The organism is Seonamhaeicola sp. ABD4_340 (assembly GCF_056312135.1).
In genome coordinates, this window is sequence record NZ_CM149981.1 from 1,975,711 (window position 1) to 1,999,680 (window position 23,970).

Annotated in this window: 22 protein-coding genes; 15 read left to right on the top strand and 7 right to left on the bottom strand. The window is 31.8% G+C overall.

Features of this window, described 5'->3' with window-relative positions; genetic code table 11:
* Nucleotides 1-183: 183 nt before the first annotated feature.
* The 8 genes from alaS to ACYX4H_RS08605 all read left to right on the top strand — a co-directional run bounded on the left by alaS (nt 184) and on the right by ACYX4H_RS08605 (nt 10,400).
* On the top strand, nt 184-2,796 hold the full coding sequence (gene alaS / locus ACYX4H_RS08570; RefSeq protein WP_476235831.1) for an alanine--tRNA ligase: 2,613 nt from the start codon (nt 184-186) through the stop codon (nt 2,794-2,796).
* 165 nt (nt 2,797-2,961) lie between these two features.
* A complete protein-coding gene (locus tag ACYX4H_RS08575) occupies nt 2,962-3,927 on the top strand; it encodes a GSCFA domain-containing protein (protein WP_476235833.1) in 966 nt (321 codons plus the stop codon).
* A 113-nt stretch (nt 3,928-4,040) separates the two neighbouring features.
* Nucleotides 4,041-4,586 carry a DUF6252 domain-containing protein gene (locus ACYX4H_RS08580; RefSeq protein ID WP_476235835.1) on the top strand — a complete coding sequence of 182 codons (546 nt, stop codon included), beginning with the start codon at nt 4,041-4,043 and terminating at the stop codon, nt 4,584-4,586.
* Between the two features lie 30 nt (nt 4,587-4,616).
* Nucleotides 4,617-6,494, top strand: a complete 1,878-nt coding sequence (locus ACYX4H_RS08585; protein WP_476235837.1) for an outer membrane protein assembly factor BamB family protein — start codon at nt 4,617-4,619, stop codon at nt 6,492-6,494.
* 235 nt (nt 6,495-6,729) lie between these two features.
* Complete coding sequence (locus ACYX4H_RS08590) at nt 6,730-7,011, top strand: hypothetical protein (protein ID WP_476235839.1); 282 nt, start codon at nt 6,730-6,732, stop codon at nt 7,009-7,011.
* A 9-nt stretch (nt 7,012-7,020) separates the two neighbouring features.
* The gene (locus ACYX4H_RS08595) at nt 7,021-8,964 is read left to right on the top strand and encodes a tetratricopeptide repeat-containing sensor histidine kinase (RefSeq protein WP_476235841.1); all 1,944 of its coding nucleotides are present in this window, start codon (nt 7,021-7,023) and stop codon (nt 8,962-8,964) included.
* A gap of 2 nt (nt 8,965-8,966) precedes the next feature.
* The gene (locus tag ACYX4H_RS08600) at nt 8,967-9,617 is read left to right on the top strand and encodes a response regulator (RefSeq protein WP_476235843.1); all 651 of its coding nucleotides are present in this window, start codon (nt 8,967-8,969) and stop codon (nt 9,615-9,617) included.
* Nucleotides 9,618-9,785: 168 nt separating this feature from the next.
* The gene (locus ACYX4H_RS08605; RefSeq protein WP_476235845.1) at nt 9,786-10,400 is read left to right on the top strand and encodes a DUF4230 domain-containing protein; all 615 of its coding nucleotides are present in this window, start codon (nt 9,786-9,788) and stop codon (nt 10,398-10,400) included.
* On the opposite strand, the gene ACYX4H_RS08610 is transcribed toward ACYX4H_RS08605, so the two are convergent.
* Nucleotides 10,389-10,697, bottom strand: coding sequence for a rhodanese-like domain-containing protein (locus tag ACYX4H_RS08610; RefSeq protein WP_475294445.1), 309 nt, complete (start codon nt 10,695-10,697; stop codon nt 10,389-10,391). The two genes, ACYX4H_RS08605 and ACYX4H_RS08610, sit on opposite strands and share 12 nt — an antisense overlap.
* A 111-nt stretch (nt 10,698-10,808) precedes the next feature.
* On the opposite strand from ACYX4H_RS08610, the gene ACYX4H_RS08615 reads away from it, so the two are divergent.
* Together ACYX4H_RS08615 and ACYX4H_RS08620 are read left to right on the top strand one after the other, a co-directional pair.
* On the top strand, nt 10,809-11,744 hold the full coding sequence (locus ACYX4H_RS08615; RefSeq protein ID WP_476235846.1) for a pyridoxal-phosphate dependent enzyme: 936 nt from the start codon (nt 10,809-10,811) through the stop codon (nt 11,742-11,744).
* Between the two features lie 25 nt (nt 11,745-11,769).
* Nucleotides 11,770-12,528: an enoyl-CoA hydratase/isomerase family protein gene (locus tag ACYX4H_RS08620; RefSeq protein WP_476235847.1), complete on the top strand. Its 759-nt coding sequence runs from the start codon at nt 11,770-11,772 to the stop codon at nt 12,526-12,528.
* A 178-nt stretch (nt 12,529-12,706) separates the two neighbouring features.
* Here ACYX4H_RS08620 and ACYX4H_RS08625 read toward each other — a convergent pair whose 3' ends face one another.
* Nucleotides 12,707-14,470, bottom strand: coding sequence for an aromatic amino acid hydroxylase (locus ACYX4H_RS08625; protein WP_476235848.1), 1,764 nt, complete (start codon nt 14,468-14,470; stop codon nt 12,707-12,709).
* A gap of 146 nt (nt 14,471-14,616) precedes the next feature.
* On the opposite strand from ACYX4H_RS08625, the gene ACYX4H_RS08630 reads away from it, so the two are divergent.
* On the top strand, nt 14,617-14,943 hold the full coding sequence (locus tag ACYX4H_RS08630; protein ID WP_475294441.1) for a thermonuclease family protein: 327 nt from the start codon (nt 14,617-14,619) through the stop codon (nt 14,941-14,943).
* Between the two features lie 39 nt (nt 14,944-14,982).
* Here ACYX4H_RS08630 and ACYX4H_RS08635 read toward each other — a convergent pair whose 3' ends face one another.
* Complete coding sequence (locus tag ACYX4H_RS08635) at nt 14,983-15,543, bottom strand: DUF4136 domain-containing protein (protein WP_475294440.1); 561 nt, start codon at nt 15,541-15,543, stop codon at nt 14,983-14,985.
* A gap of 155 nt (nt 15,544-15,698) precedes the next feature.
* Nucleotides 15,699-15,860, bottom strand: a complete 162-nt coding sequence (locus ACYX4H_RS08640; protein ID WP_475294439.1) for a DUF5522 domain-containing protein — start codon at nt 15,858-15,860, stop codon at nt 15,699-15,701.
* Between the two features lie 49 nt (nt 15,861-15,909).
* Here ACYX4H_RS08640 and ACYX4H_RS08645 point away from each other — a divergent pair, with 49 nt between their 5' ends.
* From ACYX4H_RS08645 to hemL, 4 genes are all read left to right on the top strand, one after another.
* Complete coding sequence (locus ACYX4H_RS08645) at nt 15,910-16,239, top strand: hypothetical protein (protein WP_475294438.1); 330 nt, start codon at nt 15,910-15,912, stop codon at nt 16,237-16,239.
* Nucleotides 16,239-17,150: a 1-aminocyclopropane-1-carboxylate deaminase/D-cysteine desulfhydrase gene (locus tag ACYX4H_RS08650; RefSeq protein WP_476235849.1), complete on the top strand. Its 912-nt coding sequence runs from the start codon at nt 16,239-16,241 to the stop codon at nt 17,148-17,150. The genes ACYX4H_RS08645 and ACYX4H_RS08650 overlap by 1 nt, the downstream gene beginning before the upstream one ends.
* A gap of 93 nt (nt 17,151-17,243) precedes the next feature.
* On the top strand, nt 17,244-17,939 hold the full coding sequence (locus tag ACYX4H_RS08655; RefSeq protein WP_476235850.1) for a glucosaminidase domain-containing protein: 696 nt from the start codon (nt 17,244-17,246) through the stop codon (nt 17,937-17,939).
* A gap of 18 nt (nt 17,940-17,957) precedes the next feature.
* Nucleotides 17,958-19,244 carry a glutamate-1-semialdehyde 2,1-aminomutase gene (hemL, locus tag ACYX4H_RS08660; protein WP_476235851.1) on the top strand — a complete coding sequence of 429 codons (1,287 nt, stop codon included), beginning with the start codon at nt 17,958-17,960 and terminating at the stop codon, nt 19,242-19,244.
* 85 nt (nt 19,245-19,329) lie between these two features.
* Here the strand turns inward: hemL and ACYX4H_RS08665 are convergent, their stop codons facing one another.
* The 3 genes from ACYX4H_RS08665 to ACYX4H_RS08675 form a co-directional block, all read right to left on the bottom strand.
* Entirely contained in the window at nt 19,330-19,800 is a 471-nt protein-coding gene (locus ACYX4H_RS08665) for a hypothetical protein (RefSeq protein WP_476235852.1), read from the bottom strand.
* A 97-nt stretch (nt 19,801-19,897) separates the two neighbouring features.
* Nucleotides 19,898-21,118 (bottom strand): hypothetical protein, encoded by a 1,221-nt coding sequence (locus ACYX4H_RS08670; RefSeq protein WP_476235853.1) that lies wholly within the window; start codon nt 21,116-21,118, stop codon nt 19,898-19,900.
* A gap of 288 nt (nt 21,119-21,406) precedes the next feature.
* The gene (locus ACYX4H_RS08675; protein WP_476235854.1) at nt 21,407-23,947 is read right to left on the bottom strand and encodes a TonB-dependent receptor plug domain-containing protein; all 2,541 of its coding nucleotides are present in this window, start codon (nt 23,945-23,947) and stop codon (nt 21,407-21,409) included.
* Nucleotides 23,948-23,970 lie beyond the last annotated feature (23 nt).

Genomic DNA, 23,970 nt, shown 5'->3' on the forward strand with positions numbered 1-23,970 from the left:
CCTAATTAGCTTAAAATTTTAAAGCTAACGTGCCAAACTTGTAATTATTGTATTTAATGTTTGGTACTAATTTTAAAGCTAAATAGGTACGCTAACACCAAACTAAAATAAAATTTGGCGAGTAAAGATAAAAATTGTTTTACAATTTAAATAATTTAACTAAAAAAGAGCAAATCTGCATTCATGAAGTCACAAGAAATTAGAGCTACGTTTTTAAATTTTTTTAAAGATAAACAACATGCCATTGTACCATCTGCACCTATGGTGTTAAAAGATGACCCAACGCTAATGTTTGTTAATTCTGGTATGGCGCCTTTTAAAGAATTCTTTTTAGGCAATGCTGAACCAAAAAGTAGTAGAATTGCAGATTCTCAAAAATGCTTACGTGTTTCTGGCAAACATAATGATTTAGAAGAAGTTGGGTATGACACTTACCACCACACCCTTTTTGAAATGCTTGGAAACTGGAGTTTTGGCGATTATTTTAAAGAAGAAGCCATAGCTTGGGCTTGGGAACTTTTAACCGAAGTGTTTAAAATAGATAAAGATATTTTATACGTTACTGTTTTTGAAGGTGATGAAGGTGATAAACTACCAATGGATACTGAGGCTTATAATTTATGGAAAAAGCACATACCTGAAAACCGCATTTTAAAAGGAAATAAAAAAGATAATTTCTGGGAAATGGGAGATCAAGGTCCGTGTGGGCCATGTAGCGAAATACATGTAGATATACGTTCGGCAGAAGAAAAAGCCAAAGTAGATGGTAAAGATTTAGTAAACATGGATCATCCGCAAGTGGTTGAAATATGGAATCTTGTATTTATGCAATACAACCGTAAAGCAAACGGCTCATTAGAACCATTACCAAATAAACACATTGATACCGGTATGGGTTTTGAACGCCTATGCATGGTATTGCAAAATGTACAAAGTAATTATGATACCGATGTTTTTACACCTTTAATTAGAGAGGTTGAAACCATTACAGGTAAAAATTATAGTAAAGATGAGAAAGTTGATGTAGCCATTCGTGTTATTTCAGATCACGTACGCGCGGTAGCTTTTTCAATTGCCGATGGCCAATTACCAAGCAACAATGGTGCAGGCTATGTAATTAGGCGTATTTTACGAAGAGCAGTACGCTACGGCTTTACGTTTTTAGATAAAAAAGAACCTTTTATTTACAGGTTGGTTGATGTGTTAAGTGAAAAAATGGGAAGCGCTTTCCCAGAATTAAAACAACAAAAACAATTAATTCAAAATGTTATAAAAGAAGAAGAACAATCGTTTTTAAGAACTTTAGAGCAAGGTTTAATTCTGTTAAATAGAATTGTTGAAGAAACTAAAGGCAATACTGTTTCTGGTGAAAAGGCTTTTGAATTATATGATACCTATGGTTTTCCAATAGATTTAACATCGTTAATTTTAGGTGAAAAGGGTTATAGTTTAGATGAAGCAGGCTTTAATAAAGAACTTCAAAAACAAAAAGATAGATCGCGTGCAGCTAGCGAAATGAGTACTGATGATTGGACGGTTATAGTTAATGATGCCGACCAAGAATTTATTGGCTACGATGCCTTAGAAGCAAACGTTAAAATTACTAGATACAGAAAAGTAACCTCTAAAAAAGACGGTGATATGTATCAATTAGTATTCAATTTAACACCATTTTACGCTGAAGGTGGTGGGCAGGTAGGAGACAAAGGTTATTTAGAAGATGTAAATGGTGATGTAGTTTATATTTTAGATACTAAAAAAGAAAACAACGTAATTATTCATTTTACCAAAAATTTACCTAAAAATATAGAAGCATCGTTTAAAGCGGTTGTAGATGCTAAACAGCGTTATCGTACAGAGTGTAACCACACAGCAACGCATTTGTTACACCAAGCGCTACGCGAAGTTTTAGGAACACACGTTGAGCAAAAAGGTAGTGCCGTACACTCAAAATACTTACGTTTTGATTTTTCACACTTTTCAAAATTAACTACCGATGAATTGCGCGATGTAGAAAATTTTGTAAACGCTAGAATAGACGGCAAATTACCTTTAGAAGAAAAACGAAATATTCCTATGGATGAAGCTGTTGCCGAAGGTGCTATGGCATTATTTGGCGAAAAATATGGTGATACCGTAAGAGCTATTCGTTTTGGGCAATCTATTGAGCTTTGTGGTGGTACACACGTAAAAAATACAGCCGATATTTGGCATTTTAAAATAACATCAGAAAGCGCAGTTGCTGCCGGTATTAGAAGAATTGAAGCTATTACTAATGATGCGGTTAAAGATTTCTATCAAGAAAATAACCGTGCGTTTTTTGAAATGAAAGATTTACTTAACAATGCTAAAGAACCTGTTAAGGCACTTCAAAACTTACAAGACGAAAACAGCGCTTTAAAAAAGCAAATTGAAGCTTTACTTAAAGACAAAGCTAAAAATTTAAAAGGTGAGTTAAAAAATGAGCTAGCTGTTGTAAATGGCATTCAGTTTTTAGCTAAAAAAGTAGATTTAGACGCCGCAGGTATAAAAGATATAGCCTTTAATTTGGGCGGAGAACATAATAATTTATTTCTTTTATTAGCTGCCGAACAAAATGGTAAAGCATTGTTATCTTGCTACATATCAAAAGAATTGGTTGAAAGTCATAATTTAAATGCAGGACAGGTAGTACGAGAATTAGGTAAGCACATTCAAGGCGGCGGCGGCGGGCAACCTTTTTTTGCAACCGCAGGCGGTAAAAATCCTAACGGAATTGAAGTGGCTTTAAAAGAAGCAGAGGCTTTTATAAAATAGGCTTTATTTTATTCTAAGTATTTTGTTAAATGTTTTTATTTCGCATTTGTAAAATTTAATTAATCTATTTTTTAATGTGATATAAGTTTTATTTGTTTTCATAATAAATGTTTTGTGGTTATTAGACAGTAAAACATAAAAAGTGTTACATTGATGTGATTAAAAATGAACTTACAAACAAACATACCATTACTTAAACAAAATGAAAATTTAATAAATTATGAGTCTAATATTCTATTATTAGGCTCGTGTTTTGTTGAAAATATTGGTGAAAAGTTATCTTATTTTAAGTTTAAAAATAAGTATAATCCGTTTGGTATTCTATTTCAGCCTAAAGCTATAGAAACACTTATTAAACGCGCATTAAACAATTTACTTTACACAGAAAAAGATGTGTTTTTTAATAATGAACAGTGGCATTGTTTTGATGCGCATTCAAAACTAAGCAATACTTCAAAAGCTAGTTTGTTAGAAAATTTAAACGCTCAATTACAATTAACAGCACATCAAATAACAAATTCTTCACACATCATTATAACCTTAGGAACTGCTTGGGTTTACAGCGCTATTAAAAATGATAATATTGTGGCAAACTGCCATAAAGTTCCGCAGAAAAATTTTAATAAAATATTACTTCCGGTAGAAGATATTGTGGCATCACTACAAAATATAATAGCGCTTATAAAAACTGTTAATGCTGGGGCGTCGGTTATTTTTACGGTGTCTCCAATTAGGCATATAAAAGATGGTTTTGTTGAAAACACACGTAGTAAAGCACATTTAATTTCGGCCATTCATCAGGTTATTAATGCACAATTATTAACTGAAAAACATAAACTACACTACTTTCCTTCTTATGAAATAATGATGGATGAGTTGCGTGATTATCGTTTTTATGCTGAAGATATGATTCACCCAAACCAAACAGCCGTAAATTATATTTGGGAAAAGTTTAAGCATGTATGGCTTTCAGAAAACGTATTGAAAACAATGGATGATGTTGATACTATTCAAAAAGGACTAAGGCATAACCCCTTTAATCCAAACTCTGAAGCACACAAAAAATTTCTTCAAAAATTGGAAAATAAAAAACAGGCCTTAAGTAAAGCCTTCCCGCACATTTCTTTTTAAAACAAAATTTTAAATTGTACGTAATAAATCAAAATATACGTAATTCATCGTATTGATTCCCCTTGTGTTTTGTTGCAGTTTTGTGATGCTATTAATCATAAAAAAACAACAAAATGAAACATTTCAAAAATCAATTCTTATCAGTAGTTATTATTTTATCAATGCTATTTGTGTCATGCTCATCATCTGATGATTCTGACGGCGATATAAAAGCATCATCAGGTATTTTAGTGGCAGAAGTAGATGGTACTTCGTATAAATCATTCGAAATTTCTTCTTCAGCAACCATTTCAAACGTAAGTTCAACAGCAAAAAGTTTAATAATTATTGCAACAAACAGTGATGGTAACGCTTTTTCTATGACTGTTTTTGGGTATGAAGGCGCGGGCACATACGATTTTACAGGTGCTAATTTAGCCATAACAAATGTGGCAAGTTACACTGAAACCGATGTAAATATAAATAACCCTTCAGCTTCAACAACCGAAATTTGGCAAGCACCCTATGACGATACTAAAGTAGGTTCTATTACCATTACCGAAGAAACCGATACCAAAATTAAAGGCACATTTAGCTTTACATGTAAAAACGTAAACGGCGATAACTCTATAAAAAATATTACAGAAGGTTCTTTTGATTTAAAAAAACAAGTACTGTAATAAGCTAATTATCATAAACCAAATTCAACAATGAGAACATTACAAATTTTAGTTTTTCTATTAGCAAGTACGCTAATGTTAAACGCACAAAAAGCAGAAACACCAGAAAATAGTTATGATTTAGGTGCCAATATTAATCAAATGACTTTAACAGTTGCAGGTACTTTAGTTGTTGCAACTAATGATGGTTTGGTAGGCATAAAACCAGATACCAATAAATTACTTTTCAATTTTACAGATTATGGCAGAGTAAAACCTGAAGAATTAAATTATGTCCCCATGTCTCCGTACGTAATGGTGGGTCAAACAGGGTTTGCAAACTTATCGGCAAAAAAAGCGGTAATAGACCATATTTCCGGTAAAGTATTATTTACTACAGAATCTAAAGGTTGGAAAAACGTTTTTACTTGCGATGTTATTATGCCACAAAACAAATTGGTGGTAAGCGGTTTTCAAAAAGGAGGCGGAAAGGCTGAAAATGTAACGCCTAAAGTAGGTGTTTACGATTTGGCTACGGGTAATTTAGATTATGAATTCTTTTTAATAAAACCAGGAAAAGTATCTATGAAATACTTTGCTGTTACCGGTACGCCAATGCTTTTAAAAGATAAATTACTGGTGCCAACATCACAAGGTATTATAGCAAAATCTAAAACAGGCGAAACACTTTGGGAAAACAAAGTAAAAAATGTTAATTGGATGACTGCTAATGAAACCGAAACCGATATTTATGCGTTTGCAGCTACAACAAACGGAAAAAACACACGAATTTATAAGCTTAATGGAAGTGGTAATGAGGTTTGGACTGAAGAGCGCAAAGTAAAAGGAAACGTTACCAATTTTGAAATGCTACCCCAAGGTTTAGCTGTGGTTAGTGATGTTACTGGCGGTAGTGGTGCTTTAGGCGCAAAAGCAGAATCTAAAATAACCATGTTTAGTGCCGCAACTGGAGATGATTTATGGGAAAAAGCACCAAAAACAAAAGGCTACGTGCAGCATTTTTATGTGCAAGATGATGGTATTTTGTTTGGTATATATGAAGGCGGTATCAATAAAATTTCATTTGATGGCAATACCTTGTTTAAAAAACCATTAAAAACTGGTGAAAACATTATGGTAATGGCCCAAACACCTCAAGGTTTAATTTATATTACCAGTGAAGATGCTAATATAGTAGATTTAAAAACAGGTGAACAGGTTTGGAGCAAGCCTTTAAAATATAAACGAGCTACTTCGGTTGCCTCTACTTTTGATGCTAAAAACAACCGTTATTTAATTGCAGCCGATGGTAAAATTATGGCTATTGATGCTAATTCTGGTAGCGTAAGCGATTTTGCTAAATGTAATTTTGATGAAAAGGAAGATCCTAACACTATGCAAATTAGAGATGGTGGCGTGTTCTTATCATCAGACCAAAATATGACTTTAATAAATTTTGATGGTAAAGAAAACTATCATGCCTATTACAAATCACCAGGCAGAAGCACATTTGGTAAAATTGCAGGAGGTGTTTTAGCGGTAGCATCTACGGCAATGGCTGCCGGTATGAGTATGAAAGCTGGCGCTAACCGTAGTGCTTTTGGTAGTGTAAATGATTTAGATAGCTATAATGAAACAGGAAAAGAAGCAAAACGAGCTGCCGATATGTTTGCAGGTATTGCAAGTGCCTCTTTTGATTATTTATCAACCAGATTTAAAGCAACAGCCGCTACTGAAAACGCTCAATTTATTTTAACAAATTTAGATGGTGGTGCTGGTCTTGTAAAAGTGAATAAAGATTCAGGTAAAATTGATAAGGAAATTATGCTAAAAGATAAAAAACCAGAATATGAAGTAGATGAACTAGGTGGTTATTTGTTTTACAAAGCCAATGATAAAACAATATATTCTTACAACCTTAATAAGTAAATCTTGTTGTTGAGATTTGTACTGATTAGGCGTGATAAATCCTTTTATTGCGCTTAATCTTTTTTAATAACTTTTAGTCGATATTTTACCTTTTTAGAAAACTTATATTGTAGATTTAAAATGCTATTAATCAGTTCATATCAAAAGCATCAATTGCTATTTTCTTGTGAAACAGGAAAGCAGTTGGTGTTTTTTTTATGGGCAACCATAACTAATAATGTAAAACGTTATAGTTATGTGTTTTAATATAATTTTTGAGGTTATAATTGGGTTGCTGTTATTACTTTTAAGTACAGCTATTATTGTTACGGTTAAACGTATGCTTGTGTTTAATGAAAACGCAAAAAAAAGTAATCAAGCACTTGCTTTTAAAGTATATTTAGCAAAAAAGCAAAGTGCGCAATTACAACAAAAAACGGTGTTGTTAAACACCTTAAACACCAAGTTATACCCTCGTTTTTTTAGTATAATTGAACAAATACTTTCATTACAAAAATTTATATTTGATGAAAGTTGATAAATTTTTATGAAAAAACTACTGTGCGCTCTCGTATTAATATTCAGTAATTATTGCTTTTCACAAAATGCTCAAAAAACAATTGATAGTTTAAAAACACTATTAAAAACCCAAAAAGAAATTTCTTTAGTAAATACACTCACTGAACTTGCATGGGAGTATGAAAACCGTAGTATAGATAGTGCATTATTCTATTCAAAACGGGCATTAAAAATTTCAAAAAACATAAAAAGTGACGAGGCTTTTGCTGCGTCTTACAATAGTTTAGCCAGTTGTTTTGATGCTTTAGGAAAATTAGATAGTGCCATTTATTATCATCAAAAAAGTTTAGATTTAAAGCTAAAACTTAATAATAGAATTGGTGCAGCAAATACATATAATAACTTAGGTATTGTTTATGATTTATCGGGTGATTTTGATGTGTCTCTAGAACATTACTTTAAAGCATTAAATATTTTTGAAACTGAAAATGTACCTTTTGATAAAGTACCAATGGTATTGGGTAATATTGGTATTGTTTACAAAAAGCAAAAAGAATTTGAAAAAGCTTTAGAGTATTACAACAAAGCCTTAGAAATTTACAAAGCAAATAATTATAGTTTTGGTGAAGTTGTTACAAAAGGTAATATTGGTGCTATTTTAATTCAATTAAGTCAATTTGAAAAGGCAATAAGATACTGTTCTGAAGCCCAAAAAGCTTATACCAAGTTAGGCTACAAAAGGTATGTGCCTTACATGTTAAGTAACATAGCCATTGCTAAAGATAGCTTAAAACGCTACAACGAAGCAGAAAAAGATTTTGAGCGAGTTATTGCTTTATTTCAAAAAGAAAATAATAACTATGAATTAGTGCATAACAAGCTAAGTTTTGCAAATAATTTAAAACAACAAAAAAAACTTAAAAAAGCATTTTTACAAGCAAATAGTGCATTACAAATAGCTAGAAATAATGGTTTTAAAGAGTGGGAGGTTAAAGCATACAACGTTTTATCTAAAATTGAAAAGTCAAAACAAAATTACAAAGCGTATGCTGCCTATTTAGAAAAGTATGCCCAAAAAAAAGATAGTTTATTTGAAGAAAATAAAACCAAAACTGTTTTTGAGTTAGAAACCAAATACAAAACCGCTAAAAAAGAAAAAGAAATACTAGCACAACGTGCTCAAATAGTAGAAAAAGAACTTAATATTAGTAGAAAAAACACGCAATTACTTGGGCTTGGTGTTTTGGCAATTGTTCTATCGGCTTTTGGGTATTTGGTATATAAACAACAAAAATTAAAAAACAAACAGCTTCAAAAAGAAAGTCAGTTAAAAGAGGCGCTGTCAAAAATTGAAACTCAAAATAAATTACAACAGCAACGTTTAAGAATATCAAGAGATTTACATGATAATATTGGCGCGCAACTTACATTTATAATATCGTCTATTGAAAATTTGCAATACGGTTTCAAAATTTCAAACACCAATTTAACCAAAAAGCTTACAAGCATAAGTAGTTTCACAAAAGATACTATTAATGAGTTAAGAGACACTATTTGGGCAATGAATAAAAACGAAATTTTGTTAACAGATTTACAAAGCAGAATTTCTAATTTCATTGATAAAGCCAATATATCAGCACAAGACACACGCTTTAATTACAGCATACAAGAAAACATTAAAAACAATACTGTTTTCACATCTGTTCAAGGCATGAATATTTACAGAATTATGCAAGAGGCCATAAATAATGCTATAAAATACGCCAATGCCAATAATATAAATATTGAAATATCTGAAAAAAATAATAAACTTGTTTTTGAAGTATTTGATAACGGAATTGGTTTTAATTTAGATGAAGTTGAAGCAGGCAACGGGTTAAACAATATGAAGAAACGAGCCGCCGATATTGGTGCAAACATAACCATACAAAGCAACAAAAACTCCGGAACCAAAATAGCAGTAACTTTATGAGTATGATGGTTAAAATAGCTATAGCAGAAGATAATAATTTTTTACTCCAGGCGGTTAAAGAAAAACTCTCTTTTTTTGATGATTTAAAGGTGAGTTTTAATGCAATCAACGGACAAGATTTAATTGAAAAACTTCAAATTAATCATAACTTAGATGTTATTTTAATGGATATAGAAATGCCCGTTAAAAATGGTATTGAAGCTACCGAAATTGTAAAACAAAAGCACCCGCATATTAAAATTATAATGCTTACAGTTTTTGATGATGATGAAAACATTTTTAACGCCATTAAAGCAGGTGCCGATGGTTATTTGCTAAAAGAAGTAAACCCAAAAGATTTATACAACGGTATAGTTGATACTTTAGGAGGTGGCGCAGCCATGACACCTTCAATAGCTATGAAAACTTTAAAATTGTTGCGTACACCTATAAAAAAATCAAAAACAACAACTTGTGAAGAAATAACACTTACCAACCGTGAAGTTGAGGTTTTAGAGCATTTAAGCAAAGGTTTAAGTTATAATGCCATAGCAAATAATTTAATTTTGTCTGTTGGAACCATTAGAAAACATATTGAGAATATCTATAAAAAACTACAAGTACATAATAAATTAGAAGCTGTTCAAAAAGCCAAAAAAAATAACTTAATTTAAAGGTTGTTTAACCTTGCGGTAAACTAAAAAAATATCAACCAACATATATTTGTAGTGTTAATTTACATTCCAAAAAATGCATTGGTTAGACTTCTTATGTCGAAGGAAACTAATGTTTTTTTTTGCCTTAAACTTTCCCATTCAAATTAAAAAATTATAAATTAGTGTATGCGAAAAATTTTATTTGGTGTTGTAATTACTCTGGTTGTTATTTTAAGCTTCAAGTATTGTAATGATGAAAAAGAAGATGTAGTTCAGCTTAAAGAAAGTTCGGCACTCATTCAAAAACAAATACAAAACGTAGGGAAACTAGTGGTTACCGAAGGTCATTTTAGTGAGGTATTTAACTACCAAAACTCTAAAGAACTTTTAGGCTCTTACGTAACATCACAAAAAAAAGCACTGGTAGTTGTAAATGCCAATGTAACTGTGGCGTATGATTTGAGTAAAATAGAATATAAAATTGACGAAAGCACAAAAACGCTTCACATTTTAAGAATTCCTGAAGAGGAAATTAAAATAAGTCCAGATTTTGAATATTATGATATTCAAGCCGATTTTTTTAATCCTTTTGAAGCCAAAGACTATAACGCCATTAAAAATATAGTCAACCAATCTTTGGCCAAAAAAATTGAAGCTTCTGCACTTAAAACAAATGCAAAAAACCGTTTGTTAAGTGAACTTTCAAAGTTTTATATTTTAACAAATTCATTTGGTTGGACTTTAATGTACCAACAAACACCACTTAACACACCCGAGTCTTTACAAAATTTAAAGTTCTAATTTTTTTGCTAAACTTAGCCAACCGCCACCATTAATACAATCTAAGTTATTTTGTTTTAATAGTTTACTTGCAATACCAGAGCGTACACCACTTGCACAACATGTAATGATGGGTTTGTTTAGTTTTTTTATGTCATTAATACGCTGGTTAAGTGTTTGTAACGGATAATTTAAGGTATTTGGAATAGCGCTTTGTAAATATTCCGTTTCTGTTCTTACATCAATAATAACAGCACCTTTGTTGGCATAATCTATAATTTTGTTTTTGTTATTAAATAAAAAGTTTAGTAATCCCATTATTCCTTAAATTTTAAACAAATATCCTTATTAATTTATTAAAACAATGTAACAAAAGTTACCGTGTAATTTTAGTATATTCAACCACGTTTTTACAAGAAATGTAGATAAATGAATAAAGCTAGTTTGCAAAACATTCATAACAGTATAAAACCTTACATTCATAAAACACCGGTGTTTACATCGCAATTGTTAAATGATATTTGTGAGGCTCAGGTGTTTTTTAAATGCGAAAATTTCCAAAAAATGGGAGCGTTTAAAATGCGCGGTTCAGCGCATGCTATTTTAAATTTATCGCAAGAACAAAAGCGTAAAGGTGTAGTAACACATTCTTCAGGTAATTTTGCGCAAGCATTGGCTTTGGCAGCTAAAAGCATTGGTGTGAAAGCATATATTGTAATGCCCAAAAATGCACCACAAGTAAAAAAAGAGGCGGTTTTGGGTTATGGTGGTATTATAAGTTTTAGCGAGCCTACAAATCAAGCTAGAGAAGCAATGGCTAAAAAAATACAGGTAGAAACTGGAGCAACTTTTTTACACCCATCAAATAATATAGATGTTATTAATGGACAAGCCACTGCAGCTATTGAGTTGCTAGAAGAACAACCTAATTTAAGCAACATTTTTGTGCCAGTTGGCGGTGGTGGTTTGCTTGCCGGTACTATTTTAGCAGCAAATGCATTTTCTAAACATTGCAAAGTTATAGCCGGTGAGCCAGAAAATGTAAATGATGCCTACAGGTCTTTACAATCGGGTAAAATTGAAACTAACATGGCTAACAACACCATTGCCGATGGTTTAAAAACCCAATTAGGAGATAAAAATTTCCCTATTATAAAAAAGTATGTTGAATGTATTGAATTGATTAAGGAAGCTGAAATTACAAATGCTATGGCCTTAATTTGGCAACGTATGAAATTAATAATAGAACCATCAAGCGCAGTAGCTTTTGCTGCAGTTTTGAAACAAAAAAGTAAAATAAAAGGAAAAAAAATAGGTGTGATTTTATCTGGCGGAAATGTTGATATTAGCAATTTACCATTTTAATTGTACTATAAATTAAATAGAAATTATGGAGGTTAAAGAGCCTTATGTGAGTTTGAAAATAGAGGAAAGTGTTGGAATAATTGAATTTTTTCATCCAAACCGAAACTCAATGCCTAGTGATGTGTTAACAAAACTAGAACAAACTATTATTGAAGCAGGCGTAAATGATGCCATAAAAATTATTGTTTTAAAAAGTGGTGGTAACCGAACATTTTGTGCTGGTGCAAGTTTTAATGAGTTAATAGCCATTGAAAACGCCAACACAGGTAAGCAATTTTTTTTAGGTTTTGCCAATGTAATTAATGCCATGCGTAAATGCCCCAAGTTAATAATTGGCAGAGTACAAGGTAAAACTGTGGGTGGTGGTGTAGGTTTAGCTGCGGCTACAGATTATTGTTTGGCAACGCAATATGCATCAGTTAAACTAAGCGAATTAAGTATTGGTATTGGGCCTTTTGTAATAGAACCAGCAGTTTCTAGGCGTATAGGAAAAACAGCCATGTCTCAAATGACAATAAATGCCGAAGCGTTTTATGCCGCTAATTGGGCAAAAGAAAAAGGGTTGTTTGCTGAAGTTTTTGATACAACCCAGGAGTTAGACGAAGCCGTATTAAGTTTAGCCAATAAGTTAAGTAGTTACAACCCCGAAGCCTTAAAAGAAATGAAAAGAATTTTTTGGGAAGGAACCAGCAATTGGGATGATTTACTTAGTAAAAGAGCCGAAATAAGTGGTACACTAGTGTTAAGTAAATTCACAAAAAAAACCTTAAAGCGTTTTAGATAAAAAAAAGCTCAAGAAAAGCGAAAGCTTTATCTTGAGCTAAACTAATACTACTAATTGTATCTTAGGATTTATAGTGTAGGTATTAGCCTTAAACTTTAAATTATTCATTACTGAATATTTTTAAGACACATTTTTTTAATTAGGTCACAATTAAATATTTGATTTTTAATTTCTTAAGTTAAATACTGATGTTTTTCTTATTGGTTATTATATGTAAACCATCATCAATTAAGTTACCAAGCTTAGGTTTTTGTTGCTTTACATTTTCTAAATATTTTAAAATGTTGTTGCATAAAACAGTTTCATTATCGGCATGAGCTAATTCAAAAAGTTCAACAGCAAGTAACCAATCTGTGGAGAAGTTTTCTCTAAGTTCATCAAGTACTTTTGTTCTAGAAATGGTTTTGTTTTTACCTAAGCGGTAATCTCTAACTTGTTGGTAAAGGGCTTCAAGTTTAAGTTGTTTATTAGTTTTTTTAATTTGAATTGTTTTTTCTGAAGGCAGATGGGTTATTAAATCAAAACTATTTAAATCTGCGGGTCCGGAAAAAGCAGAGGTAATATGTTTTCCAACAGCCATGTCGTACTGGCCCCATTCGGGTTTATATAAAACGGTGTCATTATGTGTAACGGTACAATTTTTAAAGCTTATTAAAATTATTTTGCCTTGTAAATTACGTTTTCCTGTAATAATTTCACCTGAAACTTTAATGCCACCTTCAAATTCTAAAGTAGTTATTTCTTCTTCAAAAATGTTATATGCCGCTAAATCTCTAGGGCTCATATCTTCAATAGCAATATTAATACCTTTTAATTTTCCAACCGGAAAACCAAAACCTTTAGAGTGTGTTTTTACACCATGGTTTACAAGTTCTTTTTCTCGGTAAGCTAGCGCTGTATTGCCTGTTGTTTGTACATAAATAGCATTGTTGTTGTAATTAATAACACTGGTGAAAACACCCGAAATTTGAATGCCTGTACTAAGCTCTACAGTGCCTAATGCATTCGAGTTTATTAGTTTTTCAACACCCATTAATCCGCCAGTTCTAACAGCCATGGTGTTTGCAAATTCTTCTAAAATTAAACTTAAATGGGCAAAATTTGGTGTAACAAAAAGTTGAGGTTGTGGTTTAGTGATGTCAAAATCTTTAAAGGTAGCCTCAATACTGTAAGGTAATTTTTTAACAGCATCGGTCATGCACCAAGCGCTTTCACCAATAGATGATAATAAGCCAGCACCATAAATTTTAGGGTTTTCAACCGTGCCAATTAAACCATATTCAACCGTCCACCAATGTAGGTTTCTTATAAGAGCCATTTCACTAGGTTCACCCATGTTTTGTTGTATATTTTCAACTTTTTTTTCAGCTTCGGCAATAGTCTCATTACCAGTGTTGGGTGCTTCTTTTATAATAGATAAATGCCTAACGGCTTCATACAATTCATAATCTTTTGCAGAAGAAATGGCTTTACAACCTATTTCACCAAAGCGTCTTAAATACTCGGCATATTCAGGGTTTGCAATTATAGGTGCATGTCCTGCGCCTTCATGAATAATATCTGGTGCTGGGGTGTATTCAATATGTTCTAATTGCCTAATATCACTTGCAATAACAAGTACGTTGTAGGCCTGAAATTCCATAAAAGCATTTGGCGGAATAAAACCATCAACAGCTACTGCTGCCCAACCAATATCTTTTAAAATACGGTTCATGCCGTACATATTTGGAATACTTTCAATTGAAATACCTGTTTGTTTCAATCCGTTTAAATATGATTTATGTGCTACTTTACTTAAAAAGTTTACATTTTTACGCATTACATAGCGCCATACTGCTTGATCTATAGCAGAATAATCTTCATAATTTTGCGGCTTAATAAATTGTTTTAAATGTTTTGGTAAACGATTTAATATAGGATTAGACTCAACTGCAGTATTCATTTTAATAATTACTAATAATTTCAGTTTAAAAATACGAAATATTCAACAATTAAATAAAATAGTGCTTATTTTTAAAAATACTTTAATACTTAGCTGATTTATTTTGTAAGGTATTTTGTATATTTATTAACTTTAAATAACTTATTATGTACCATTACAAAGCAAGAATAATTGATGTTTACGATGGCGATACCGTTACAGCCATGGTAGATTTAGGGTTTTTACATTTTCAAGAAATGAAACTACGCCTTTACGGCATTGACACACCTGAATTAAGAGGTGTTGAGCGTGAAGCCGGCATAGTTGTAAGAGATATTGTGAGAGAAATGATACTTAATAAAGAAGTTGAAATACACTCTTATAAAGATAAGCAGGGTAAATACGGGCGCTATTTAGCAAATATAATTGTTAATGGTGTTGATTTGAACCAATGGTTGGTTGATAACGGGCATGCAAAACCATATTTTCCTTAAAAATAAAAAGCCGCTTATTTGCGGCTTTTTAAAATGTGATTATTGTGTAACTCCCGGAGGATATTTTTCCATTATTTTAGAAACAAACTCTTTAATACGTTCTTCTTTTTTCTCCATGTTACGGCTTAAATAGCCTGTACCCATACCTTGCCAAACAAGTTCTTTTTTGGTAGCATCAATTAAATCAATGTATAAAGTACCTTGCGTGCTTGTACTAACAGTTGGTTGGTTCCAACCCCAACCCCAACCGGGTCCCCATCCTGGGCCCCAGCCACCCCAACCCCAGGCGCCATTGCCCCAAGCGTTGTTGTAAACATCAACACGTTGTTGAGATTTTGTAAATAAGCTAACAAGTAAATCTGGTTTTTCAGATTTTGTGTAGCCTTTTGCTAAAAGTTCAGCTTCAATAGCGCGCAAAATTCGGCGTTTATCTAAATCGCTAATTTCAGCTTTGTCTATACCAGTTTTAAAAAAAGCAAAGGTTTTGTAATTGTTAAACGGTGCTTTTTTATCGTAATCGGCCGCTACTCGTACAGAGCTGCATGAGCTAGCAATAAGCACAATTAATAAAATTGGTAATGCTCTAAATAATGTTTTCATAATGCAATTTTTTTTTAACGGTTAAAGTAAATTTAATAAAGAAAATTAACTGTTTTAGGTTATGAGCATTTTTTAATTAAAATGTTTTTCGGTTACGCTAATAACATCAATAATCATACCAATGCTTTGTTGTAGAGTAGGTTGCTTAGTGTTAATTAACGTTTTTTGCCTGTAGCAGCGTTAAATCCGTAAGGGCAATGTCTGCAACCGCTTTCACAACAATAACCACGTTTTAAATGGTATTGCTCTGTGAAACATCGGTAGCCTTCGGGCGTTAAGTAGTAATCGCCTTCTTCAATAGGAATTATTTTTTTCATTAATACAAATATAACGTAATTTGGATTGATTTTTGATGCAAAAAAAGCAATGATACGTATTTCAAAATATATTGTACCAAAAGGTTATACGGGTATAACATTGTTTCCGTTTGTGTTTTTAAAATCTTCAAACTTAAAAGCAAATAAAGTACTTTTAAACCATGAGGCAATTCATTTAAAACAGCAAATTGAATTGTTAGTTTTGCCATTTTATATTTGGTATGTTTTAGAGTTTTTATTTAGGCTTGTGCAATACAAAACGTGGCGTTTGGCATACATAAACATTTCATTTGAAAGAGAAGCCTATACCAATGAAGTACAGTTAGAATATTTAAAAAACCGACCATTTTGGGCATTTTTAAAGTACCTTAGCAAATAATGAATTTTAATATTGAAGATAGCATAAATGAGCCCGTAGTTTTGCCAAAAAATTATGGTGTAGAATTATATATTAAAAGAGAAGACACTATTCATCCTTTTATTTCAGGAAATAAATACCGAAAATTAAAATTCAATTTATTAGAAGCAAAATATCAAGGACATGATACGCTTGTTACCTTTGGTGGTGCTTTTTCAAATCACATTGCTGCAGTTGCTTATGCCGGAAAAATATACGGTTTTAAAACCATAGGAATTATTAGAGGTGAAGAATTAAAAGCTAAAGTTGAAGAAAACCCAACATTGCGTTTTGCTGCCCAAAATAATATGCATTTTGAGTTTGTTACAAGAGAAGTTTACAGGCAAAAAACATCTGATGCCTTTTCAAAACATTTAAAAGCTTTTTTTGGCAAGTTTTATTTGGTGCCCGAAGGCGGAACCAATGCATTAGCTATTAAGGGGTGTCAAGAAATTTTAACCAAAACCGATGCTCAATTTGATTACGTGTGTGCAGCTGTTGGCACAGGCGGTACAATAGCTGGTTTAATAAATAGTGCACAAGAAAATCAAGAAATTTTAGGATTTCCGGCCTTAAAAGGAGACTTTTTAAAAGAAGATATTAGTAAATTTGCAACACAAAATAATTGGCGTTTAATTACAGATTACCACTTTGGCGGATATGCCAAAATAAATGAGGAGTTGGTAACGTTTATAAATACCTTTAAAACTGAAAATAATATACCTTTAGATCCTGTTTATACAGGAAAAATGCTATTTGGTATTTTCGATTTAATAAAAAAAGGATACTTTAAAAAAGGATCTAAAATTTTAGCAATTCATACAGGTGGTTTACAAGGTATTACTGGAATGAATGCCGTTTTAAAAAAGAAACAATTGCCTTTAATTAAATAAATGAAAAAAACACTATTTATAATTTGTCTTAGCTGCTTTTTGTTTAATTGTAAAACAAAAAAACATGTTATAACTAAACCTAAAAAGCAACCAGTGGAGCGCGTAAGTAAAACAAATAAGGAAACACCCGCACAAACAACAGTGCCTGCTGTTAAAGTATTTACTAATGATACTGAAAAGTATATTGATGCTTACAAAACCATTGCCCAAAACGAAATGAAATTATACAACATACCGGCAAGTATTACCTTGGCTCAAGGTATTTTAGAGTCGGCTTCAGGTAATGGAAGGCTATCTGTAAAAGCTAATAACCATTTTGGTATAAAATGCCATGACTGGAAAGGAGCAAAAATTTATCATGATGATGATGCCAAAGGCGAATGTTTTAGAAAATATAAAGACGCTAAATATTCGTTTAGAGATCATTCATTATTTTTAAAAGAACGTAAACGATATGCAGGTTTATTTCAGTTAAAAGAAAACGATTATAAAGCTTGGGCAAAAGGATTAAAAGCTGCAGGTTATGCTACAGATAGAAAATACCCACAGAAATTAATTTCTTTAATTGAACGTTACAACTTGCATCAATACGATAAAGAAGTACTAGGTTATGGTTACGTAGCACCTGTTGAACCGCTTAATAAAACTATAATTTATGTGGTAGAAAAAGGAGACACGTTATATTCAATTTCAAAAAAATATAATTTAACAGTTCAACAACTTCAAAATATAAATGGTTTAACAAACACGAGTTTAAGTATTGGGCAAGAATTAATTGTTAAACCATAAATACAAAACTAATTTTTCATGATTTATAAAAGAAGTAGTGCTTTGTTTGCCGAAGCAGAAAAAGTAATTCCAGGAGGCGTAAATTCACCCGTTAGAGCTTTTAAAGGTGTTGGTGGTACACCCATTTTTGTAAAAGAAGCCAAAGGAGCTTATTTGTTTGATGAAGATGGTAATAAGTTAATAGATTACATAAACTCTTGGGGACCAATGATTTTAGGGCATGCTTATAAACCCGTTGTTGATGCTGTAGTTGAAAAAGCCAAAAAAGGAACCTCTTTTGGAATGCCTACTGAAATTGAAACTAAAATTGCAGAATTAGCCGTTTCAATGGTGCCTAATATTGATAAAATTAGATTTGTAAATTCTGGTACCGAAGCATGTATGAGTGCCGTTAGGCTTGCACGTGGTTTTACTGGCAAAGATAAAGTAATAAAATTTGCAGGCTGTTACCACGGGCATAGCGATTCGTTTTTAATTCAGGCAGGCAGTGGCGCCAGCACATTTGGTACGCCAAATAGCCCAGGCGTAACGCAAGGTACTGCTAAAGATACTTTGTTGGCAACGTATAATGATATAACAAATATAGAGCAATTAATTGATGCTAATAAAAATAAAATAGCTTGCATAATTATTGAACCTGTTGCTGGTAATATGGGGTGTATTCCTCCAAAAGAAGGATTTTTACAAGCATTAAGAAATTTGTGTGATACACATAATATTTTATTAATTTTTGATGAAGTAATGACGGGATTTAGGCTAGCAAAAGGAGGCGCCCAGGAATTGTTTAATATTAAGGCAGATATTGTTTGTTTTGGTAAAGTTATTGGCGGCGGTTTGCCCGTTGGTGCTTTTGCTGCTAGAAATGAAATAATGAATTATTTGGCGCCACTTGGGCCTGTATATCAAGCTGGGACATTAAGTGGAAATCCATTAGCTATGGCTGCTGGTTTAGCTATGATTAGCACACTTAACAATGATACCCAAATTTTTAAAAGATTAGAAGAGAAAACTAAATATTTACATGAAGGCATAGCAAATGTATTAACGCAAAACAATGTGGTTTATACTATTAACAGAGTTGGCTCTATGATTTCTGTACATTTTGATGAAGGTGAAGTAACTAATTTTGATACGGCTGCTAAGGGTAATAATGATACGTTTAAAAAATTCTTTCATGGCCTGTTAAATCAAGGTGTTTATATTGCACCTAGTGCTTTTGAAACTTGGTTTATTACAGATGCTTTAACTTATGAAGATTTAGATTTTACTATAAACGCGGTTAACGAAGTTGCCAAAACATTATAAAGTTGCGTATATATTTAAAATAGAAAAAGGCAATTCAACATTCTGAATTGCCTTTTTCATTAACAAACTATAATCAATCAACAAACTAAATTTTAGTTTCTTTTTCACCATGCATTCTCTTTTTATGCATGCCTTTTTTACCGCGGTGTGCCATTTTTGCTTGTATTTTTTCCCATTTAGCAAATTGCGTTTCGTTTAAAATTTTCTTCATGCTAGCTTTCATAGCAATTTGATGGTCTAATCTTTCATTCATCATTTTTAAACGCGCTTCTTTTGTTGGTTTTTCAAATTCACCACTTTCTTTTTTAGCTTTAAAAGCATCTCTTTTGGCTTTTCTTGCTTCGGCATTTTTTAAAAGTATATCTTTTACTTGGGCTTGTTGCTTTTCATTTAAGTCTAAATGTAAAGTCATTTTTTTTGTTTGTAGTGTTGCCGCTTCCTCTGGTGTTAAATCATGCATTTTGTGCATGTTGTTTTTTTGTTTTCTGTCTTGATTTGGCTGCGCAAAAGCTTGTACAGTTACAAGGGCAATTGCAATTACTAGTATTTTTTTCATTGTATTTAAGTTTTTAATTTTAATGTGCCTTTTTGACTTAAACGAAATGAAAAGGTTTAATTGTAATTTTAATTTAACGTGAAATTAACAGAATAGGTTACTTAATAATAGGAATGCTTAATTGAATGCCTGTTTGAAAATCGGGTGCGTTATTTACTTCTAAATCTTGTTTAAAGTAACATGATATTTTGTAGTTTGGACGTTTGTATGTGTAGGTAGCCGCTATGGTTGATAGTGTTTTGTAAAGTGTACTAACACCATTGTGCCAACCACCATTAATTTCGGCCCATTTACCAGATAGCTTGTAATAGCCTTCTTCTTCTTTTTTGTTATAGCGCGTTTGCATTTGATAATTTACACCAAAAGCATGATAGTTTTTTTGTTTGGTAAATGTGGTAAATTCTATATTACCTTCAAAAGTTGCTAAAAACAAATTGTTACCCAAGTCTATAGCGTTATTACTAAACTTAATGAAGTTTTTTCTTAAAAGATTAGTGCCAAAGGCTATGTTAAAAGGAAACTTCTTATTAATAAAATATTGTTTTACAATGTTAGCAGATAAACCAAAATCTGCCGAAGGGTTATGTTTTGAGGTGTTTAAGCCTAAATGTGAACCAAAATTTATAAATATATTTCGGGTTTTATTAATTTTTAAATCAGGGTAGTAGTAATGCGCAAATTCTAAACCACTAATAAAAAAGTTGTTGTTTTCAAATTTCAAAGTATTGCCATTTCTATCTAAATACTCAAAGTTAACTTGGTTTAACCCGTAGTAGCGTCTTCCAAAAGGGTCTTCGCCACCGGCAATATTGCTATGAAACCATTCAATAGTTTCATCACTTGTAAATACAGAAAAAGGGTGTTTGCCTTTGGTTATTAGGTAAGATCTTAAATTAAGGTTTAATTCTTGTGTATTGCTTATTGGTATGGTATAGCCAATTCTAAACTCTTTTAAAACAGCATCAATAACAATATTCATATAATCTGCGGGTGTAGTTTCTTGGTTAATAAAATTAAAACGCCGGTAAAACCATGTGGTATTGCTTAATTGTTTTCTAACTTCGGGGTCTTTAGGAAAATAAGCTTCAACGTAAGGGTGAAACGTATTGCCGCTGCTGTATTGAAGCGTTATTTCTTTATTTTTTGTTGCCTTGTGTTTAAAGTTGGTGTTAATTCTAGCATTAAAAATTCCAAAGTGATGTGTGCTTAATAATGACGGATTTTCTATGCCGTTTTTAATGTGTAAACTGTCTTGTTTTTGAGCAAAAAAAACGTTTGAAAACAGTATGAAAAATAGAATGAAACCCTTTTTAATCATGGGCACAAATATAGTGTAATTTAGAGTTGTTGTTTCTTAAATTTAACCAACGCATATTGTTTTTCTTAAAAAAAATATAAAGTGAAGTTAATTGTGTTAAACCTTTCTAAATAAGCATTGCTACGTGGTTTTTTTATTGGTTATTTGTGTTATAATTTAGTTTTCAATAAGAGAAATACATCTAATAAGTGATTTACACTTTTAGAGTTTTAACTTTTAGTATTAAATTTAGTTAAGTTGTTAGTTAGTTTTAAAACCCGATGATTGAGAGTCATCGGGTTTTAATTTTTAATCAACTTGAAATGTAGAAAAATGGTAAACAGGCACACCATCATCAGTTACGCCTTCAATTTTTATGGCATAATTACTTCTAACATCACTGGTGAAAAATGAAATGTTCTGATTGTTTTTCTCTTGGGTTAATTGAATTTTGGGTTCCCAATGCAGAGTTGTTCTAATATCTTGCTTGTTACTACTATCAAAAGGATCAATATGGTTTGGGGCATAAAATTCTCTAGCGGTATAAAAACCTGTTGATGTAAAATCTATAATACCAGGTTTACGCTTTATGTTTTTTGCTAAAAAATCGGCACCTTCTTTTTGGTGAATAACAATAACACCATTGCCACTATTTGGGAAAAATACAGCATCGGGTCCTTTTAAAACATCAATAAATTCTATTTCGGCCCCTGTCATTGTATAAACATCTTCAATTTGTACAGGAATATTATTAAGGTAAATACTTGGTGTGCCGCCACCTCTTATTGTAATGCTGTCATTAACAACATTAACACCCGGCACCATGCTAACCAACTCTAAAAAACTCATGGTTTCTAAGTTTTCATAATCTTTCATGTCAATTCTGTTCGTTGGAAAGCCGTAAATTGCTTTTTCATTAAGCTCTTCGGTTCTTTTTTCTTCTTGTGTTTTTCGGGTAGCTGTAACAACAACTTCGTCTAGTAAGCGGGCATCTTCAATGAAATCTAAATTAATATCATTTATGTTTTTAGATTGTTTTATGAAGTTGTTAATTTTTGTTGAGTCGTTTAAATTAGGTTTTAAAACAGATTGCCTATTAATAATTGGGCTTGGACTGTAGTTTGGTGTTAAATGAATATCTACCATCCTGTTGGCCTTGGTTTCTTCTTTTTGAAAATTGTTTACTCTAGCTTCAATAATGGTAGGCATGGTATCCATAAAAACAAACGGGCCATATTCAAAACTACCATTAGCATTTACAGGCTTTTTTTCTTGATGCGGAAATGTACCCATAAAAGTTAACCTTGTAGTACCTGTTTTTATGCTTTTGTTTTTTTGAGAAGTTATACGACCAGAAATATATAAACCTCTTTCTGGTTTATAAATGGTTTCTTTTTTTGTTTTATATAAAAGGTTGTTCCATGTAAAGCGTCTCCAACCATGTGTTAGCATAACAAGGTCTAATAAATATTTGCGTTTGGTATTGTTGTTTTCAAAAAAGTATCCAGGGTTTTCTATGTGACCTCTTATATCTGAATTTAATAGCAAATAGGTTTTAATATTTTCTTGTAGTGTGCTATGTTCAATAGCATCAATATCAGTAATAGCCATAGATAAATTACCAGTAGCAGCATTACCTTGCTTATCTTTTACATTTATATTAAAATTTACCTGTTGTCTTGTTCCGGGGTTTTTATTATTTGTGGTTAAGTTTACCTGTACATCATTTTCGGGGTTATCAATATACACTAATCGTTCGGCAACGGGTTTTCCTTCGTTGTTAAAAAGTGTAAAATGTGTAACACCATCATTTAGTTTGTTGGTGTTAAGTTTAATAACATAATTTTTAATTGCAGTGTTTTCAGTTTTTTCAAAAACAAAATTACCTCTTTGGTGTGCCACTAAATAAGCGTTTTTTAGTCCAATAGGGTTGTTTGTTGATACACCAACTAATAAATGGTTGCCATTATTTACAATGTTAAGATTGTAACCTACAGGTAATGCTTTAGGAAGCGGATACGTGTGTTCAACGTTGTTTATTGTTACATGAGCGGCGTAGCTTTTACCACTTTTAGGAGTTAAACTAGCAATGCCTAAGCCAAACTGTAATGTTTTAAAAGCAGATAGAACATTGTTGTCAGAATCTTTAATTACACCGCTAATAGCAATATCGCGGTTTAGTTTGTCTTTTACTTTTATGCCAATTTTTGAAGATAAACCATTTACTAAATATCCGCCTTCGGGATAAAAATTAATTTCGGGTTTTTCTTTTAATGTATTGTTTTGTTTAGGCGTAAGTTCGGTTTTTGTTATGTTGGTAGTAATGCTGTCTGTGTTGCTAACATTCCAAATAGGAATTTGTTTTTTAAAAAAATAATCGGTGTCTTGGTTACGCATATAGTTTGTATAAGCTCTTAGCATATAATTACCAGATTTCCAGTTTTTTTCAATTTTAAAATCGCCTGCCGTATTTTGAGTGAACATGTATAGTTGTTTTTTTGAAACAATACTATCTTGTTCATTTATAAGCTCAACATAAACCACTCTGCTTTTATTACTTTTTTTGTGGTTTATGCCGTTTACTAAATAAGTACTAAACCAAATATCTTCGCCTAAAGAATAGTAAGGTTTATCTGTTTGAACGTATACTTTTTCAGGGTAATTATCAATGTAGCTGTTTAATTTTTCTTGAATTAACTCTGAAAAATTATTGGTTATTGTGAACGAAAGTAACAAGCAAACAATAAAACCAAGCGTAATTTTTTTAAGCATTTTGTTTAGGGTAAAGTTTAGTTTTTTAACAGATTTAAAAGTACAATATTTTAGTGTGAAAATTTTCTTAAAATTCATTCACAGAATTTTAGACTTTTGTT

What these genes read in the sequence shown, in the direction of transcription:
- ACYX4H_RS08590 (WP_476235839.1), top strand. Translation starts at nt 6,730, where the DNA reads ATGTGTTTTAATATAATTTTTGAGGTTATAATTGGGTTGCTGTTATTA.
- ACYX4H_RS08595 (WP_476235841.1), top strand. Translation starts at nt 7,021, where the DNA reads ATGAAAAAACTACTGTGCGCTCTCGTATTAATATTCAGTAATTATTGC.
- ACYX4H_RS08610 (WP_475294445.1), bottom strand. Translation starts at nt 10,697, where the DNA reads ATGGGATTACTAAACTTTTTATTTAATAACAAAAACAAAATTATAGAT.
- ACYX4H_RS08640 (WP_475294439.1), bottom strand. Translation starts at nt 15,860, where the DNA reads ATGAAAAAAATAATTCCTATTGAAGAAGGCGATTACTACTTAACGCCC.
- hemL (WP_476235851.1), top strand. Translation starts at nt 17,958, where the DNA reads ATGATTTATAAAAGAAGTAGTGCTTTGTTTGCCGAAGCAGAAAAAGTA.
- ACYX4H_RS08605 (WP_476235845.1), top strand. Translation starts at nt 9,786, where the DNA reads ATGCGAAAAATTTTATTTGGTGTTGTAATTACTCTGGTTGTTATTTTA.
- ACYX4H_RS08650 (WP_476235849.1), top strand. Translation starts at nt 16,239, where the DNA reads ATGAATTTTAATATTGAAGATAGCATAAATGAGCCCGTAGTTTTGCCA.
- alaS (WP_476235831.1), top strand. Translation starts at nt 184, where the DNA reads ATGAAGTCACAAGAAATTAGAGCTACGTTTTTAAATTTTTTTAAAGAT.
- ACYX4H_RS08635 (WP_475294440.1), bottom strand. Translation starts at nt 15,543, where the DNA reads ATGAAAACATTATTTAGAGCATTACCAATTTTATTAATTGTGCTTATT.
- ACYX4H_RS08580 (WP_476235835.1), top strand. Translation starts at nt 4,041, where the DNA reads ATGAAACATTTCAAAAATCAATTCTTATCAGTAGTTATTATTTTATCA.
- ACYX4H_RS08620 (WP_476235847.1), top strand. Translation starts at nt 11,770, where the DNA reads ATGGAGGTTAAAGAGCCTTATGTGAGTTTGAAAATAGAGGAAAGTGTT.
- ACYX4H_RS08670 (WP_476235853.1), bottom strand. Translation starts at nt 21,118, where the DNA reads ATGATTAAAAAGGGTTTCATTCTATTTTTCATACTGTTTTCAAACGTT.
- ACYX4H_RS08600 (WP_476235843.1), top strand. Translation starts at nt 8,967, where the DNA reads ATGATGGTTAAAATAGCTATAGCAGAAGATAATAATTTTTTACTCCAG.
- ACYX4H_RS08625 (WP_476235848.1), bottom strand. Translation starts at nt 14,470, where the DNA reads ATGAATACTGCAGTTGAGTCTAATCCTATATTAAATCGTTTACCAAAA.
- ACYX4H_RS08630 (WP_475294441.1), top strand. Translation starts at nt 14,617, where the DNA reads ATGTACCATTACAAAGCAAGAATAATTGATGTTTACGATGGCGATACC.
- ACYX4H_RS08675 (WP_476235854.1), bottom strand. Translation starts at nt 23,947, where the DNA reads ATGAATTTTAAGAAAATTTTCACACTAAAATATTGTACTTTTAAATCT.
- ACYX4H_RS08585 (WP_476235837.1), top strand. Translation starts at nt 4,617, where the DNA reads ATGAGAACATTACAAATTTTAGTTTTTCTATTAGCAAGTACGCTAATG.
- ACYX4H_RS08645 (WP_475294438.1), top strand. Translation starts at nt 15,910, where the DNA reads ATGATACGTATTTCAAAATATATTGTACCAAAAGGTTATACGGGTATA.
- ACYX4H_RS08615 (WP_476235846.1), top strand. Translation starts at nt 10,809, where the DNA reads ATGAATAAAGCTAGTTTGCAAAACATTCATAACAGTATAAAACCTTAC.
- ACYX4H_RS08575 (WP_476235833.1), top strand. Translation starts at nt 2,962, where the DNA reads ATGAACTTACAAACAAACATACCATTACTTAAACAAAATGAAAATTTA.
- ACYX4H_RS08665 (WP_476235852.1), bottom strand. Translation starts at nt 19,800, where the DNA reads ATGAAAAAAATACTAGTAATTGCAATTGCCCTTGTAACTGTACAAGCT.